Origin of the sequence: Streptomyces colonosanans (assembly GCF_001866645.1) — a bacterium.
GTDB classification, from domain to species: domain Bacteria; phylum Actinomycetota; class Actinomycetes; order Streptomycetales; family Streptomycetaceae; genus Streptomyces; species Streptomyces colonosanans.
In genome coordinates this window covers 1-16,852 of sequence record NZ_MLYP01000006.1, presented here as the reverse complement: position 1 = coordinate 16,852, position 16,852 = coordinate 1, and the positions used below count along the sequence as shown (strand labels likewise).

Below are 16,852 nucleotides of genomic sequence, written 5' to 3'. Positions count from 1 at the left end.
TTGCGGGCAGCGCGATCGGAGAGACGGACGTGACCACGGGCTGGCAGTTCTGGGTCGACCGAGGCGGCACCTTCACCGACATCGTCGCGCGCCGCCCCGACGGCCGTGTGCTCACCCACAAGCTGCTGTCGGACAACCCCCACCGCTACGCCGACGCGGCCGTCGCGGGCGTCCACGCACTCCTGGACGACGGCGGTCCGATCGACGCCGTCCGCATGGGCACCACCGTCGCCACCAACGCCCTCCTGGAACGCAAGGGCGAACGCACCCTCCTCGTCGTCACCCGCGGCTTCCGGGACGCCCTGCGCATCGCCTACCAGAACCGCCCCAGCATCTTCGCCCGCGCGATCGAACTGCCCGAGCTGCTGTACGAGCGAGTCCTCGAGGTCGACGAACGCCTCGCCGCCGACGGCACCGTGCTGCGCACCCCCGACCTGGACGCCCTCGCAGGACCGCTCCAGGAGGCGTACGACGACGGGATCCGCGCCCTCGCCGTGGTCTGCATGCACAGCCATCTGCACCCCGCCCACGAGCGGGCCGTCGGCGAGCTGGCCGCCCGCACGGGCTTCCCGCAGATCTCCCTCTCCAGTGAGGTCAGCCCGCTGATGAAGCTGGTCCCGCGTGGTGACACCGCGGTCGTCGACGCCTATCTCTCGCCGGTCCTGCGCCGCTATGTCCAGCACGTCGCCGACGAACTCGAAGGCGTGCGGCTGATGTTCATGCAGTCCAACGGCGGCCTCGCCGAGGCCGGACAGTTCCGCGGCAAGGACGCCATCCTCTCCGGACCCGCGGGCGGCATCGTCGGCATGGCCCGGATGTCGCAGCTCGCCGGATTCGACCGAGTGATCGGCTTCGACATGGGCGGCACGTCCACCGACGTCTCGCACTTCGCCGGCGAGTACGAACGCGTCTTCACCACCCGGATCGCCGGCGTGCGGCTGCGGGCGCCCATGCTCGACATCCACACGGTCGCGGCGGGCGGCGGCTCGATCCTCCACTTCGACGGCTCCCGCTACCGCGTAGGGCCGGACTCGGCGGGCGCGGATCCAGGACCCGCCTGCTACCGCGGCGGCGGCCCGCTCACCGTCACCGACGCCAACGTCATGCTCGGCCGCATCCAACCCGCCCACTTCCCCCGGGTGTTCGGCCCGGACGGCGACCAGCCCCTCGACGACGCACTCGTACGCGAGCGCTTCGCCGCGCTGGCCCACGAGATCCGCGAGGGCACCGGCGACCGGCGCACCCCCGAACAGGTCGCCGAGGGCTACCTCCAGATCGCCGTCGCCAACATCGCGGGCGCCGTCAAGCGGATCTCCGTCCAGAAGGGGCACGACGTCACCCGCTATGCGCTCACCACCTTCGGAGGAGCCGGCGGCCAGCACGCCTGCATGGTCGCGGACTCCCTGGGCATCCGCACCGTCCTCGTACCCCCCATGGCCGGGGTGCTCTCCGCGCTCGGCATCGGGCTCGCCGACACCACCGCCATGCGCGAGCAGTCCGTCGAGGCGCCCCTCGTGCCCGCATCGATGCCCGCTGTCCTCAAGACCGCCGAGGACCTGGAAGGCGACGCCCGCGCCGAACTCCTCGCCGAGGACGTACCCGAGGACCGCATCCGGGTCACCCGGCGGGCCCAACTGCGCTACGACGGCACGGACACCGCCCTCATCGTCGGGTTGACCGAGCCCGACACGATGAGGTGCGCTTTCGAAGAACGTCATCGCGCCACGTACTCCTTCACGCTCGACCGCCCGATCGTCGTCGAAGCCCTCTCCGTGGAAGCCACCGGCCTCACCGAACCCCCCGATCTGTCCGCCCTCGCCCCGTACGAAGGCCGCCCCGCCGCCCCCGAGACCGTCCGCCTCCACACGGGCGGCGCCTGGCGCGACGTACCCCTCCACCGCCGGGAGCGCCTGCCTCCCGGCGAAGCCGTCACCGGCCCCGCGATCATCACCGAGGCCAGTGCGACGACCGTCGTCGACGACGGCTGGCGGGCCACGGCGACCGGCGAGGGGCATCTGGTCATGAAACGCATGGCGATCACGGAGAGTGCCGATCTCGCTACACAAGTCGATCCGGTCCTGCTCGAGGTCTTCAACAACCTCTTCATGTCCATCGCCGAACAGATGGGCGCCCGCCTGGAGTCCACCGCCCAGTCCGTCAACATCAAGGAACGCCTGGACTTCTCCTGCGCCCTCTTCGACCCCGAGGGCAACCTGGTCGCCAACGCCCCCCACATCCCCGTGCACCTGGGCTCGATGGGCACCAGCGTCAAGGAGGTCATCCGGCGGCGCGCGGACGGCATGCGCCCCGGCGAAACCTACGCGGTCAACGACCCGTACCACGGCGGCACCCATCTGCCCGACGTCACCGTCATCACCCCGGTCTTCGACACGGAGGGTGAGCGGATCCTGTTCTACGTCGCGTCCCGCGGCCACCACGCGGAGATCGGCGGCATCGCGCCCGGGTCCATGCCCGCGCACAGCCGCACCATCGAGGAGGAGGGCGTCCTCTTCGACAACTGGCTGCTGGCCGAGCACGGCCGCTTCCGTGAGGAGGAGACGTTCCGCCTGCTCACCGGGGCGCGCCACCCCTCACGCAACCCGAAGACCAACCTCGCCGACCTACGCGCCCAGATCGCGGCCAACCAGAAGGGCGTCGACGAAGTCGGCCGCATGATCGACGACTTCGGACTCGACGTCGTGCAGGCCTACATGAAACACGTCCAGGACAATGCGGAGGACGCCGTCCGCCGCGTCATCGACACCCTGGACGACGGCGAGTACGCCTACGAGACCGACTCCGGCGCCGTCATCCGCGTCCGCGTCCGTGTGGACCGCGACGGCCGCTCCGCGACCATCGACTTCACCGGCACCTCCCCCCAACTGGCCACGAACTTCAACGCACCCTTCTCGGTCGTCAACGCAGCAGTGCTGTACGTCTTCCGCACCCTCGTCGCCGACGACATCCCGCTCAATGACGGCTGTCTGCGGCCCCTCGACATCATCGTGCCGCCCGGCTCGATGCTCGCGCCCGAGCCGCCGGCCGCCGTCGTCGCCGGCAACGTGGAGACGTCCCAGGCCATCACCGGCGCCCTGTACGCCGCCCTGGGTGTGCAGGCCGAGGGCTCCGGCACCATGAACAACGTCACCTTCGGCAACGACCGTTACCAGTACTACGAGACTGTGGCCTCGGGCTCCGGCGCGGGCGACGGCTTCCCGGGTGCCCCCGTCGTGCAGACCCATATGACCAACTCGCGTCTGACCGATCCCGAAGTCCTCGAATGGAGACTGCCGGTCCTGCTGGACGAGTTCGCGGTGCGGTACGGCAGCGGTGGTGCGGGCCGCTGGCGCGGCGGCGACGGCGCCGTGCGGCGCATCCGCTTCCAGGAGCCCATGACCGTCTCCACGCTCTCCCAGCACCGCAGGGTCCCGCCCTACGGCATGGCGGGAGGCGAGCCCGGTGCACTCGGCGCCAACCGTGTGGAGCGCGCGGACGGGACCGTGGTGCGCCTCGAGGGCAGTGACGCGGCCGACGTCGGCCCCGGCGACGTCCTGGTCGTGGAAACCCCCGGCGGCGGTGGGTACGGACCGCCGCCCGACGCCCGGCAAGCGGGAGAGGAGAACGATGGCCTTCGGGTGCGGTGAGCGCCGCAAGCCTCCGGTCGAGCCCGTCACACTCAAGATCCTCGTGGCCGGCGGCTTCGGTGTGGGCAAGACGACCCTTGTCGGCACGGTCAGCGACATCAGGCCGCTGCGCACCGAGGAGGTGCTCACCGAGGCGGGCCGCCCGGTCGACGACACGCGCGGCGTGGAGGGCAAGGACACCACCACCGTCGCCATGGACTTCGGCCGCATCGCCCTTCGCGAGGACCTGGTGCTCTACCTGTTCGGGACGCCGGGCCAGGACCGCTTCTGGTTCCTGTGGGACGAACTGGCCACCGGTGCCCTGGGTGCCGTCGTCCTTGCCGACACCCGCCGCCTGGAGGACTGCTTCGCCGCGGTCGACTACTTCGAACGCCGCTCCATCCCCTTCGTCGTCGGCGTCAACTGCTTCGAGGGCACGACCCGTTACCCCGCCGAGACCGTGCGGCAGGCCCTCGACCTCGACGTCGACGTGCCGGTCGTCCTCTGTGACGCACGGGAGCGCGAGTCGGCCAAGGAGGTCGTGATCGCGGCGGTACGGCACGCCGGGGCACACACGGCCGACCGCCGCCGGAGCGTCACCACCTGATCCTGTGGCCGAGCAGCTGCGGCCCGTACCCCCGCCGACCGGGGTACGGGCCGCGCTCGTGCACGCGCGCGTGGCTCACGTGAGACGCACGCGCGCGTGAAGGGTGTTCGTCACTCCACCCCGTCCTCCTGCCAGCCGAAGCTCTTCTCCACGGCCTTGCGCCAGTTGTCGTACTCGCGCTCGCGTACCGACGCCTCCATGGCGGGAGTCCACTCGGCGTCCTTCTGCCAGTGGGACTTCAGCTCGTCAAGGTCGCTCCACACGCCGGTCGCGAGGCCGGCCGCGTACGCGGCGCCCAGGCAGGTCGTCTCGGAGACCCTCGGACGGATCACGGGCACACCCAGCACATCCGCCTGGTGCTGCATCAGCAGGTTGTTCTTCGTCATGCCCCCGTCGACCTTCAGGGTGGTGATCCGCACCCCGGAGTCCTGGTACATGGCGTCCACGACCTCACGCGTCTGCCAGCTCGTCGCCTCCAGCACCGCCCGCGCGAGGTGGGCCTTCGTGACATACCGCGTCAGGCCGGTGATCACGCCGCGGGCGTCGGAGCGCCAGTACGGGGCGAAGAGTCCCGAGAACGCCGGCACGATGTACGCCCCGCCGTTGTCCTCGACGCCCGCCGCCAGCGTCTCGATCTCGTCAGCGGTACGGATGATGCCGAGTTGGTCGCGGAACCACTGCACCAGCGCACCCGTGATCGCGATCGACCCCTCCAGGCAGTAGACCGGTGCCTCACCGCCGATCTTGTAGCCCATGGTCGTCAGCAGCCCGCTCTTCGACGGCACCGGCCGGTTCCCGGTGTTGAGCAGCAGGAAGCTGCCCGTGCCGTAGGTGTTCTTCGCCGTGCCCACGTCGTAGCAGGCCTGCCCGAACACGGCCGCCTGCTGGTCGCCCAGCGCCGAGGCGACCGGGACGCCGGCGAGCTGACCCACTGCTGTTCCGTACACCTCGGCGGAGGACCTGATCTCCGGCAGGATCGCCTCCGGGACATTCATGGCGGACAGGATGGAGGGGTCCCACTGGAGCGTCTCCAGGTTCATCAGCATGGTGCGCCCGGCGTTGGTGACGTCGGTGACGTGCCGTCCGCCGTCCGTGCCACCGGTCAGGTTCCAGATCAGCCAGGAGTCGATGGTGCCGAAGGCGATCTCGCCGCGCTCGGCGCGGACCCTGAGACCAGGTACGTGGTCGAGCAGCCAGGCTGCCTTGGGCCCGGAGAAGTAGCTTGCGAGCGGGAGTCCCGTCTGCTCGCGGAAGCGATCCTGCCCGTGGGAGCCGCCCAGTTCGTTGCACAGGGCGGCCGTCCGGGTGTCCTGCCAGACGATCGCGTTGTGCACCGGCTTGCCGGTGGCGCGGTCCCACAGCACCGTCGTCTCGCGCTGGTTGGTGATGCCGAGCGCGCTGATCTGATCGGCCCGCAGCCCGGCCCTGGCGATCGCACCCGCGACCACCGCCTGCACCTTGGACCAGATCTCCGTGGCGTCGTGCTCCACCCAGCCCGGCTTGGGAAAGATCTGGCGGTGTTCGCGCTGGTCGACGGCGACGATCGCACCGCCCTGGTCGAAGATGATGCAGCGGCTGGACGTGGTGCCCTGATCGATCGCGGCGACGTAACTCTGGGCGTTGTCCGTCATGACGTCCCCTTCGTCAAAAGGTCAGAAGGCTGCTTTGTACACGAGGGCCGACAGCGCCCCGCCGATCAGTGGTCCCGCCACCGGTATCCAGGCGTAACCCCAGTCCGAGGTCCCCTTGTTGGGGATCGGGAGCAGAGCGTGCGTGATGCGCGGGCCGAGATCACGGGCGGGGTTGATCGCATAGCCGGTGGGCCCGCCGAGGGAGAGGCCGATGCCGACGACGAGCAGGGCGACGAGCAGGGGCCCGATGCCCGAACCGTAGGCCGTCTGCGTGCCGGAGACGGGGCCGATGCCGGTGCCGAGGTTCTTGCCGAAGAACAGGAGGGGTAGCACCAGGCCGGCGGTCGCGATGGTCTCGGTGATCAGGTTGGCGACCGGATTGCGGATCTCCGGGGCCGTGGAGAAGATCCCGAGCGTGGGCAGAGCCGTTTCCTCGTCGGCGTTGGCCTGGAATTGTGCGAAGTAGAGCAGCCAGGTCAGAACGGCGCCGAGGATCGCGCCCGCCATCTGGCCCAGCAGGTAGTACGGGACGTCCCCCCACTTGGTGATGTCGGCGATGGCGAGGCCGAGGGTCACTGCCGGGTTGAGGTGTCCGCCGGACTTCGGGGCGGCGGTGTACGCACCCGCCAGGACGCCGAAGCCCCAGCCGAAGGCGACGACGACCCAGCCCGCGTCCTTGGCCTTGGAGTGGTTGAGGGTGACGGCGGCGCAGACACCGGCGCCGAACAGGATCAGGATGGCCGTTCCGATCAACTCGCCGACGAAGATGCTTCCATGGGTCATGGCGGCTCCTAGGCCCTCGCCCGGGGCGGTTTCGCCCGGTGTCCGTCCTTGGTGCAGGGTGCGTTTCCCTTGGCGACTTCAGCCGAAGGCAGGGAAGATCCCGCGTCCCCGCCCGGCGTCCGTGACGAGCGTGCCCGACCAGCGGAATCGCCCGTGGGGGAACGGCCCGGTCGTACTGGCGTGGGCCCGGGGCGCAGCACAAAGACGCCCGATTGCGGCGATGCCGACTGACACCCGGAAGTGTTCACCGGCACCCACAGAGCGTCAAGGTCGGCGACAGCAACGGTTGAAGGCGGCGCTCGTACGTCCGGATCCGCGGCGTTCGCCGCCGGACGGTCGGCGTGCAGGTCATGCCTGGAGCGCCCCGGCGACGACAGCGTGAACCGCGAGCCGCGCCCGTACCGGCCCGGCCGAGCGAACGCGGATCGCGCCGCCCGCTTCCCCCGGCCGACCCATCCCTGGTAAATGCAAGGGACATGACACGACTCTCCGTCGCGGTACGAGGCATCGTCACCGCACTCGCCGCCGTCCTGGCCTCCGCCTCCGCCACCGCCACCGCCCAGGCCGCCCCGGCGCCCAAGGCACCCGCGGACTTCGTGGCGCTGAGATCGGTGGACCCGACCATCCTTGAGGAGATCCGGTACTTCACCCCGCACAACTTCGTCGGCGAGCGCATCGACGGCTACCGGCAGCCCCTGTGCATCCTCACCCGCCCCGCCGCCGAGGCCCTCCACAAGGCGCAGACGAAGCTGCTGCGCCAGGGCTACACGCTCAAGGTGTACGACTGCTACCGGCCGCAGCGCGCCGTCGACCACTTCGTGCGCTGGGCGAAGGACCTCGACGACCAGAAGATGAAGGCCGAGTTCTATCCGCAGGTCGACAAGACCCGTCTGTTCGCGGACGGTTACATCGCGGAGCAGTCCGGACACAGCCGCGGCTCCACCATGGACCTGACGATCGTACGGCTTCCGGCCAGGCCGACCCGGCCGTACGTCCCGGGCCGACCGCTCGTGCCGTGCTACGCGCCCCAGAGCGAGCGCTTCCCGGACAACTCCGTCGACATGGGGACGGGCTACGACTGCTTCGACACCCTGGCCCACACCGACGACCCCCGGATCGCCGGCGAGCAGCGTGCACACCGGCAGCTCCTGAAGAGCACTCTGGAGGGTCTCGGGTTCGTCAATCTCGCCGAGGAGTGGTGGCACTACACCTACAAGCCGGAGCCCTACCCGAGCACCTATTTCGACTTCCCGGTGTCCCGGGCGTCGCTCACCCCCGGCCACTGAGCCGCCCCGAAGGACGCCCTCGATGTCATCGGATACAGTCCGCCACGTGTCCGAAACCCCGGTTCCATCCGCCGACTCCGTGCCGGACTCCCACTGTTCGAGCTGCGGAGCACCCTACGGAGAGGGCGTCTTCGGCTGGCCGCGCACCTGCGCCGCCTGCGGCACGGTGGCCTACCGCAATCCGCTGCCCGTCGCGGTGGCCCTCCAGCCCGTGTACGACACCCAGGGCGCGGCCCTGGTCGTCATCACCCGCACGATCTCTCCTGCGCGCGGGGGCGTCGCTCTGCCGGGAGGGTTCATCGGACAGCGGGAGGACTGGCAGCACGCCGTCGTCCGTGAGCTGAGGGAGGAGACGGGCATCGAAGCGGCCGGCCGCGACGTGCGGCTCGTCGACGCGATGAGCTCACCCGACGGCCATCTGCTGCTCTTCGGACTCCTGCCCGAACGCACGGCCGCCGACCTGCCGCCGTCCGTCCGCACGGACGAGACGGAGGGCTGGCACCTGCTGCGCCGGCCGGCCGAACTCGCCTTCCCGCTGCACACCCTGGCGGTGCAGGGCTGGTTCGAGGGCCGGTACGGGTGACCCTGTGGGCGGGACGGCGCCTGCGCCCGTCCCGCCCACATCACGTCCGGACCCCGCGCAGCCGTCCGGCGCGCCCGCGGGCCGCCCTCCCGCGTCACCCGGAGCCGAGGCCCCGTACGCGGACCGGATGCACGGGTTCACTCCGGCCTTCGTCCCCGTCCCGCCGGACGACCACCCGTCGGCCCTTCCACCGGCTCACATACCGCTCGACCTCCGGCTCGCCCCAGCCGTCGCCCGCGTCCCGCACCACCAGCCCGCCCCCGGACCGCCCCGGCGCCGGCGCCCAGGCCTCCAGCTCCAGACCGCCGCCCTCCCCCCGCACGGGCAGGACGGCGCCCGCGCGCGCGAGCACCGGAATCCGCGACAAGGGGGCGTCGACCACCACCCGGCCGGGCCCCTGGTACGCCTTCTCGGTCACCGTGTCGTACCAGCGCCCCCGTGGCAGACGCACCGTCCGCCGGTCCACGCCGGGATCCAGCACCGGCGCCACCAGGAGACCGTCTCCGAGCAGAAACGCGTCCCCGCAGTCCCTCAGCGCCCGGTCCTCGGGCGTGCCCCACCACAAGGGCCGCACATAGGGCGCACCCGTGCGGCGCGCCAGATGCGCCAGCGTGACGAAGTACGGCAGCAGGCGCCGCCGCTGGGTGAGCGCCACGCGCGCGTGCTCGAGGACGTCGTCGCCGAACTCCCAGGGCTCACGGCGTCCGGCGCGCAGGCTCGCGTGCGTACGGAACAACGGCAGATACGAGGCGAGTTGGAACCAGCGCAGATACAGCTCCGGCGACGGACTCCCGTCGAAGCCGCCCACATCGGGCCCGGAGTACGGCACCCCGCACAGTCCGAGCCCCATCACCAGCGACAGCGAGGCGCGCAGCCCGGACCATCCCGTGGCCACGTCCCCGGACCAGGTACCCCCGTAGCGCTGCATTCCCGCCCACCCGGAACGAGAGAAGAGGAACGGCCTTTCCCGGGGGGCGAGCGCGCGCAGTCCCTCGTACGCTGCCTGGGCCATGCACAGGGCGTACACGTTGTGCGCCTCGCGATGGTCACCCCCGCGCCCCTCCAACGCGTGCAGGGCCGATCGGGGCAGGGTGTTCTCCCCGAAGGCCGTGAACGACACCGGTTCGTTCATGTCGTGCCAGAAGCCGGCGAAGCCCTGAGCGAGGCGCTCCGCGTAGTGCCCGCCCCACCACTGCCGCACGCGCGCGTGCGTGAAGTCCGGATAGACGGCCTCCCCGGGCCAGACGACTCCTTCGACCACCCGGCCCGACGCATCCCGCACGAACGCGTCCTCGGCACAACCGCTGTCGTACACGGCGTTGCCCGGCTCCACCTTGACCGCAGGGTCGACGATCGACACCAGGCGTATCCCGTCCCGGCGCAACTCCTCGGCGAGCACCGGCAGTTCCGGAAAGCGGTCCCGGTCGACCGTGAACACCCGGTGCCCCTCGTAGTGGTCGATGTCCAGATGGACGGCATCCAGCGGAAGACCACGCTCCCGGTAGCCCGCCACGATCCGCCGCACCTCCTGCGCGCTGCCGAAGCCCCACCGCGCGTGATGGTGCCCCAGCGCCCAGGCCGGCGGCACAGCGGGAGAGCCGGTCAGCGACGCCCAGACGCGCAGTACACGCGCGGGGGTGCCCACCATCACCCAGCACCGCAGCGGCCCACCGTCCATCCGCAGCTCGCAGCTTCCTGCCCGGTCGTGCCCCGACCCAGCGCCCTCCTCGCCCTCGCGCAACGTCACCGTGCCGTCCCACGACGTGTCGTGGAACACCAGGTGCGTGCTTGCGTCGGCGACCACCATCTGTACCGGCATGGTGAGGTAGAGCGGGTCGTCGCCGGGGGCGAAGGGCCGGCCGGGGTCCGTGTTCCACAGCCGGTAGGTCCCATCGGCCAGCCGCGGTCCCGTGGCACGCCCGCCGAGCCCGAAGAACCGCGCGTCCGGGGCCACTTCGGACCGCTGCATCCACCGCGCACCACCCCCGTCCGCCGGCTCCCACCAGCGGGGCGGCAGATCCCGGCGCAGGGTCACCCCGCCCGGCGTCCGCACCTCGACCGCGCCGTGCCGCGACACCACGACCGTGACGCGTTTCGCCACGACCCGCCAGCCCCCGTCCTTGTCCGGCTCCAGCACCGCTCGCGGATCCGGCTCGGGGCCGCTGCCCGCGAGCGCGTACGATGGCTCCGGGCCGGCCCCGTCCCAGCCCCAGAACACCGCCCCGTTCACGGTGACCGTGATCCGCAGCTCGGACCGGGCGAACCGGACGACACCGCCGCCGGGCCCGGGCAGCGCCTCCTGCACGGTGCCGGGCACCCGTGCCCGTTCCGCTCCCCGCCGCGGCAGCCCGGCGGCATCGGCACGCCTCCTGCGCCACGCGGCCCGTACCCGGCGCAAGCCCTGCGCCGCGCCTCCCGAACCGACCGCCTTCACCGAACGCACCAGGTCACGACCGTCCATGCTGCTCACCCTGCCATCGACATCCCCGTACGGAGGCGCCGTTCAACCGTCGTTCACCCATGGCCAGAGCACATCTTCACGATGCCGAGTGTGTGCGGCGCACCCTGGTGCAGAAGTCGATCACATGGCATCGTCCGTGTCAGCCGCGTGACGCGCATACCCAAGCCGGTGCGCGGACCACGCACACCACGCGCACAGTCCGGGAGCCGACCCATGACCTCAGCGAACCCCATGCCGCTCTGGCAGCCCGACGTCGACCGCGTCGCCCGGGCACGGATCACCAGGTTCCAGGCCTGGGCAGCCGAACACCACGGAGCCCCCTCCGAGGGTGGCTACGCCGCTCTGCACCGCTGGTCCGTGGACGAGCTGGACACCTTCTGGAAGGCGGTCACGGAGTGGTTCGACGTACGGTTCTCCACCCCCTGTGAGCGCGTGCTCGGCGGCCGCTCCATGCCGGGCGCCGCATGGTTCCCCGGGGCGACGTTGAACTACGCCGAACACGCCCTGCGCGCGGCCGGCACCCGCGCCGACGAACCCGCCATCCTGGCCGTCGACGAGACCCACCAGCCCCGCCCGGTCACCTGGTCCGAGCTGCGCCGCCAGGTCGGCTCCCTCGCCGCCGAGCTGCGCGCCCTCGGCGTACGCCCCGGAGACCGCGTCAGCGGCTACCTCCCCAACATCCCGCACGCCGTCGTCGCCCTCCTCGCCACGGCCGCCGTCGGCGCGGTGTGGACCTCCTGCGCACCCGACTTCGGCGCCCGCAGCGTCCTGGACCGCTTCCAGCAGGTCGAACCCGTCGTCCTGTTCACGGTCGACGGCTACCGCTACGGCGGCAAGGAGCACGACCGTCGCGACGTCGTCACCGAACTGCGCCGCGAACTGCCCACCCTGCGTGCCGTCGTCCACATCCCGCTGCTCGGCACCGACGCCCCCGAAGGCGCCCTGGAGTGGTCGGCCCTGACCTCGGCGGACGTCGAGCCGGTCTTCGAGCAGGTCCCGTTCGACCACCCCTTGTGGGTGTTGTACTCCTCGGGCACGACCGGCCTGCCCAAGGCCATCGTCCAGTCCCAGGGCGGCATCCTGGTCGAGCACCTCAAGCAGCTCGGCCTGCACTGCGACCTCGGTCCGGAGGACCGTTTCTTCTGGTACACGTCCACCGGCTGGATGATGTGGAACTTCCTCGTCTCCGGCCTGCTGACGGGCACCACGATCGTCCTGTACGACGGCAGCCCCGGCCACCCCGACACAGGCGCTCAGTGGCGCATCGCCGAATGCACCGGCGCCACCCTCTACGGCACGTCCGCCGCGTACGTCATGGCCTGCCGCAAGGCGGGGGTGCAGCCGGCGCGCGACCACGATCTCTCGCGCCTGCGGTGCGTGGCGACGACCGGTTCTCCACTGCCTCCGGACGGCTTCGCCTGGCTGCACGACGAGGTCCGTGACGACCTGTGGATCGCCTCCGTCAGCGGTGGCACGGACGTGTGCTCCTGCTTCGCGGGAGCCGTGCCGACCCTCCCGGTGTACATCGGCGAACTCCAGGCGCCCTGCCTGGGCACCGACCTCCAAGCCTGGGACCCCAGCGGAAACCCCCTGATCGACGAGGTCGGCGAGCTGGTCGTCACCAACCCGATGCCCTCCATGCCGACCCGCTTCTGGAACGACCCCGACGGCAGCCGCTACCACGACAGCTACTTCGACATGTATCCGGGAGTGTGGCGCCACGGGGACTGGATCACCCTCACCTCCCGCGGCTCCGTGATCATCCACGGCCGCTCGGACTCCACGCTCAACCGCCAGGGCGTCCGCATGGGTTCGGCCGATATCTACGAAGCCGTCGAGCGCCTCCCCGAGATCAAGGAGTCCCTCGTCATCGGCATCGAGCAGCCCGACGGCGGCTACTGGATGCCTCTCTTCGTCCACCTGGCCCCCGGAGCCGTACTCGACGACACCCTCCTGAACCGCATCAAGCAGACCATCCGCGAACAGCTCTCCCCGCGCCACGTCCCCGACGAAGTCATCCAGGTCCCGGGCGTTCCGCACACCCTCACGGGCAAGCGCATCGAGGTCCCGGTCAAACGCCTCCTGCAGGGCACCCCCTTGGAGAAGGCCGTGAACCCGGGCTCTGTCGACGACCTCGACCTGCTGCACTTCTACGAGGACCTGGCCCGCAAGCGGGGCTGACGCATCTCGCCGCACCCATGACCGACCCCCTCGCCCCCGCCGCGGCCACCGCGGCGGGCAGGCGTTGTCAGTGCCGCCCGTTACTGTGAGTGAGCATTGATCGACTGCATGCAGGGGGAACCATGCCGCACACCGCGCACCACATCATGCGACGCGTCCTGCGCCGTGAAATCGCGGGCACCATCGGCTTGTTGACCGACGAACACGACTTCACCGAGATGCGGCGCTACCGCACCTTCGCCTTCGACGACCACACGACCTACCTCCAGCAGGTGGAAGCCCTGCTCAGGAGTCTCGCCGACCAGGGCAGCCATACCACGGTCGCCCTGTTCGATCCGCAGGAGTACGCGGACTTCTGCGCCGACAGCGGCCTGGAACCCGACGCCCCCTCCAGCCGCACCCGTTTCACGGCGGAACTGGCCGCCACGGGGCCGACCATCCCGTACGAGGGCCAACCCCTGGCCGAACTCGTCCCGGACCTGGTAGACGAGGCCGTACGACAGGCCACCTGGGAGTACGCGACCACGGTGCTGGCCCACCTCGGCCCCTGCGCCTCCTGCGGCGAGGACATCGGGCACGCCTCCCTCGCGCACGCCTCCCGGCTGCTCACCCGCGTCCTCGAGACCGCGCGTCCCGGCCACCACCACCTCGTGTGCAGCGTCTCGACGGCACCCGAGACCCTCGTTGCGGTGCTGCATGCCGACGAGGACCCCGACGGCATGCCTCGCGTCGACGAGACCGAGGTCCTCGAATTCACCACTGTCCTCGCCCTGGGCATCGCCACCCACCGTGTGGGCGGACTCGTCATGCGCACCATCGCACCCGGCACTGCGGACCGCGTCTACGGCTGGCGCCTGTGCGGAGAACACCTGGAACCCCTCACTGCGGGGGAGGTCTTCGACGCCTACTGCACCGACGTCGAGTCCGGCGACCTCGTCTCCCCGGAGTCCGGCGTCGACTACTGCGCGCCACCCGATCTCGGGGACGACGGACCGACGGGCCACACTCATGGAACGGACGCCCCGGAGCCACCGATGCGCACATGATCCAGACACGCCGAGCAACTGACACGTGCCCGAACGAGCCAGGGGCGCCCCACCCGCAGGTGGAGCGCCCCGGCCGTCCGCGTCGGGCGGCACCGCGTCCCGGCTACTCGCCGGACAGCACCGCCTGCGCCGCGCGCCGCGCCTCGTCGGCGGTGTCGGCGGCACGCGCGGCCGCTGCGGCACGCTCGCACTGCGCCAGTGTGTACTTCGCCAGCGTTGCCCGGACGTAAGGAAGCGACGCCGCACCCATGGACAAGGAGGTGACACCGAGACCGGTCAGCACACACGCCAGCAGCGGGTCCGACGCGGCCTCACCGCAGACGCCGCAGCTCTTCCCCTCGGCCTTCGCCGCCTCCGCGGACAGCGCGACCAGGTCGAGCAGCGCGGGTTGCCACGGATCCTGCAGGCGCGAGACCGCACCCACCTGACGGTCGGCGGCGAACGTGTACTGCGCGAGGTCGTTGGTCCCCAGCGACAGGAACTCGACCTCCTGCAGAATCGAGCGCGCCCGCAGCGCGGCCGACGGGATCTCCACCATCGCGCCGAACTTCGCGTGCAGCCCGGCCTCGCGGCACGCGTCCGCGAACGCCTTCGCATCGGTGCGGTCGGCGACCATCGGGGCCATGACCTCGAGGTAGACCGGCAGCCCCTCCGCGGCCTTCGCGAGCGCGGTCAGCTGCGTACGCAGTACCTCGGGGTGGTCGAGCAGCGTCCGCAGACCGCGTACGCCCAGCGCCGGGTTCGGCTCGTCCGCCGGGGTCAGGAAGTCCAGCGGCTTGTCCGCACCGGCGTCCAGCACCCGCACGACGACACGGCCCTCCGGGAAGGCCTCGAGTACCTGCCGGTACGCCTCGACCTGCTTCTCCTGCGACGGTGCCTTCCTGTTGTCGTCCAGGAAGAGGAACTCCGTACGGAACAGACCGACGCCCTCGGCCCCGGCCTCGACGGCGGCCGGCACATCCGCCGGGCCACCGACGTTCGCCAGCAGCGGCACCTTGTGACCGTCGGCCGTGGCACCCGGCCCGGTCGAAGCCGCCAGGGCGGCCTTGCGCTCGGCGGCCGCCGCCTCCAGCTGTGCCTTCTTCTCGTCGCTCGGGTTCACGAAGATCTCGCCGGTGCTGCCGTCGACGGCGATCACCGTGCCCTCGGTGAGCTCACCGGCACCCGGCAGCGCCACCACGGCCGGAACGCCGAGCGCCCGGGCCAGGATCGCGCTGTGGCTGGTCGGCCCGCCCTCCTCGGTGACGAAGCCGAGGACCAGGGTGGGGTCCAGCAGAGCCGTGTCGGCAGGCGCGAGATCGCGGGCGACGAGGACGTAGGGCTCGTCGCTGTCCGGGACACCCGGCATCGGCACCCCGAGGAGACGGGCGACGATACGATTCCGCACGTCGTCGAGGTCGGCCACGCGACCGGCGAGGTACTCACCAGCGGCGGCCAGCAGTTCGCGGTACGCGGCGAATGCGTCGTACACCGCACGCTCCGCGGTGCTGCCGACGGCGATACGACGTTCCACGTCCGCCATCAGCTCGGGGTCCTGGGCCATGAGGGCCTGCGCCTCCAGTACTGCCTGGGCCTCGCCCCCCGCCAGGTTGCCGCGCGCAATGAGATCAGCGGCCACAGCGTCCACGGCCTGGCGTGCGCGTCCCTGTTCGCGCTCCGCGTCCTCCGCCGGAATCTGCTTGGCCGGCGGTTCGAGCACCGCCGTCCCCATGTGCCGGACCTCGCCGATCGCCACGCCGTGGCTCACACCGACGCCTCGCAGCGTTGTCTGCATCTCAACCGTCTCCGAATCATGCGGTGGGTCCCGCCACCGCGATGGTTGTCTGTGATGTCGTTCAGTACGGCGTCGGCGTCACTGCCAGCTGAAGAGCTGGTCGCCCGCCTTCACATCGCCGTCCTCACGGAGACCGGAAAGGGAGTCGGCCATGGCCTCGAGCGCCACCACCGGGCACACCGGGGACTTGCCGGCCTGCTCGACGGCGGCCGGGTTCCAACGCACGATCGCCTGACCACGCGTGACGGTGTCGCCCTTGTTGACCAGCAGTTCGAAGCCCTCACCGTTGAGCTGCACGGTGTCGATGCCCAGGTGCGTCAGCACACCGCGGCCTTCTGCGTCCACGACGACGAAGGCGTGCGGATGGAGCGAGACGATGACACCGTCCACCGGGGAGACGGCTACCGAGGGCTCACGCAGGGGATCGACCGCCACACCGGGCCCGACCATCGCTCCTGAGAAGACGGGGTCGGGCACTGCAGACAGTTCGATCGCGCGTCCTGCGAGAGGAGACGTCACGGTGGTCATGGGAAGCCTCCCAGAGATGGAGTTTCAACTGCGCCGTCACCGCCTGTCCCGGACGGCGCACTGCCCAGAAGGGTATGTCATATGAAGTACAGGTTCCGGGTGAGTCGTAGGGGTTGCTGACCCTAGGGAAGCGGCTCAATATTGATTTGCACCCGCTCCGAGGCCCGTGTACAGTCTGACTCCTGCCTGGGGCCGAGAGACGCGATCAAGCGTCCTGGCTTGGCAGCACCCACCTTGTCGGATTCCTTTCTCGGGGCCGTTCTGCATGCCCGCAGAGCAGTGGTCAGAGAGACGGAAAATCACTGATAAAGTCGGGTTCGCCGGAAAGGGAAACGCGAGAGCGGGAACC

The 16,852-nt window shown here is 70.7% G+C and carries 11 protein-coding genes; 6 read left to right on the top strand and 5 right to left on the bottom strand.

Annotated features, from left to right (window positions below):
* Nucleotides 1-29: 29 nt before the first annotated feature.
* Together BIV24_RS01985 and BIV24_RS01980 are read left to right on the top strand one after the other, a co-directional pair.
* Nucleotides 30-3,644: a hydantoinase B/oxoprolinase family protein gene (locus tag BIV24_RS01985; RefSeq protein ID WP_071364359.1), complete on the top strand. Its 3,615-nt coding sequence runs from the start codon at nt 30-32 to the stop codon at nt 3,642-3,644.
* Nucleotides 3,625-4,230, top strand: coding sequence for a GTP-binding protein (locus BIV24_RS01980; protein WP_071364358.1), 606 nt, complete (start codon nt 3,625-3,627; stop codon nt 4,228-4,230). Before BIV24_RS01985 ends, BIV24_RS01980 begins: the two co-directional genes overlap by 20 nt.
* Nucleotides 4,231-4,340: 110 nt before the next feature.
* Here the strand turns inward: BIV24_RS01980 and glpK are convergent, their stop codons facing one another.
* Both glpK and BIV24_RS01970 read right to left on the bottom strand, forming a co-directional pair.
* On the bottom strand, nt 4,341-5,861 hold the full coding sequence (gene glpK / locus BIV24_RS01975) for a glycerol kinase GlpK (protein WP_071364357.1): 1,521 nt from the start codon (nt 5,859-5,861) through the stop codon (nt 4,341-4,343).
* Nucleotides 5,862-5,882: 21 nt separating this feature from the next.
* Nucleotides 5,883-6,644, bottom strand: coding sequence for an MIP/aquaporin family protein (locus BIV24_RS01970; protein WP_071364356.1), 762 nt, complete (start codon nt 6,642-6,644; stop codon nt 5,883-5,885).
* Nucleotides 6,645-7,120: 476 nt separating this feature from the next.
* On the opposite strand from BIV24_RS01970, the gene BIV24_RS01965 reads away from it, so the two are divergent.
* Entirely contained in the window at nt 7,121-7,930 is an 810-nt protein-coding gene (locus BIV24_RS01965) for a M15 family metallopeptidase (RefSeq protein WP_071364355.1), read from the top strand.
* Nucleotides 7,931-7,952: 22 nt separating this feature from the next.
* Nucleotides 7,953-8,513 carry an NUDIX domain-containing protein gene (locus BIV24_RS01960; RefSeq protein WP_107459161.1) on the top strand — a complete coding sequence of 187 codons (561 nt, stop codon included), beginning with the start codon at nt 7,953-7,955 and terminating at the stop codon, nt 8,511-8,513.
* Nucleotides 8,514-8,607: 94 nt separating this feature from the next.
* Here the strand turns inward: BIV24_RS01960 and BIV24_RS01955 are convergent, their stop codons facing one another.
* Entirely contained in the window at nt 8,608-10,974 is a 2,367-nt protein-coding gene (locus tag BIV24_RS01955; protein WP_071364353.1) for a glycoside hydrolase family 31 protein, read from the bottom strand.
* A 213-nt stretch (nt 10,975-11,187) separates the two neighbouring features.
* Between BIV24_RS01955 and BIV24_RS01950 the strand changes: the two genes are divergently transcribed.
* Complete coding sequence (locus tag BIV24_RS01950; RefSeq protein WP_071364352.1) at nt 11,188-13,155, top strand: acetoacetate--CoA ligase; 1,968 nt, start codon at nt 11,188-11,190, stop codon at nt 13,153-13,155.
* A gap of 122 nt (nt 13,156-13,277) precedes the next feature.
* Nucleotides 13,278-14,201, top strand: coding sequence for a hypothetical protein (locus BIV24_RS01945; protein WP_071364351.1), 924 nt, complete (start codon nt 13,278-13,280; stop codon nt 14,199-14,201).
* Between the two features lie 103 nt (nt 14,202-14,304).
* On the opposite strand, the gene ptsP is transcribed toward BIV24_RS01945, so the two are convergent.
* Nucleotides 14,305-15,975 carry a phosphoenolpyruvate--protein phosphotransferase gene (gene ptsP / locus BIV24_RS01940; protein ID WP_071364350.1) on the bottom strand — a complete coding sequence of 557 codons (1,671 nt, stop codon included), beginning with the start codon at nt 15,973-15,975 and terminating at the stop codon, nt 14,305-14,307.
* 78 nt (nt 15,976-16,053) lie between these two features.
* Nucleotides 16,054-16,503: a PTS sugar transporter subunit IIA gene (locus BIV24_RS01935; RefSeq protein ID WP_071364349.1), complete on the bottom strand. Its 450-nt coding sequence runs from the start codon at nt 16,501-16,503 to the stop codon at nt 16,054-16,056.
* Between the last annotated feature and the right edge of the window lie 349 nt (nt 16,504-16,852).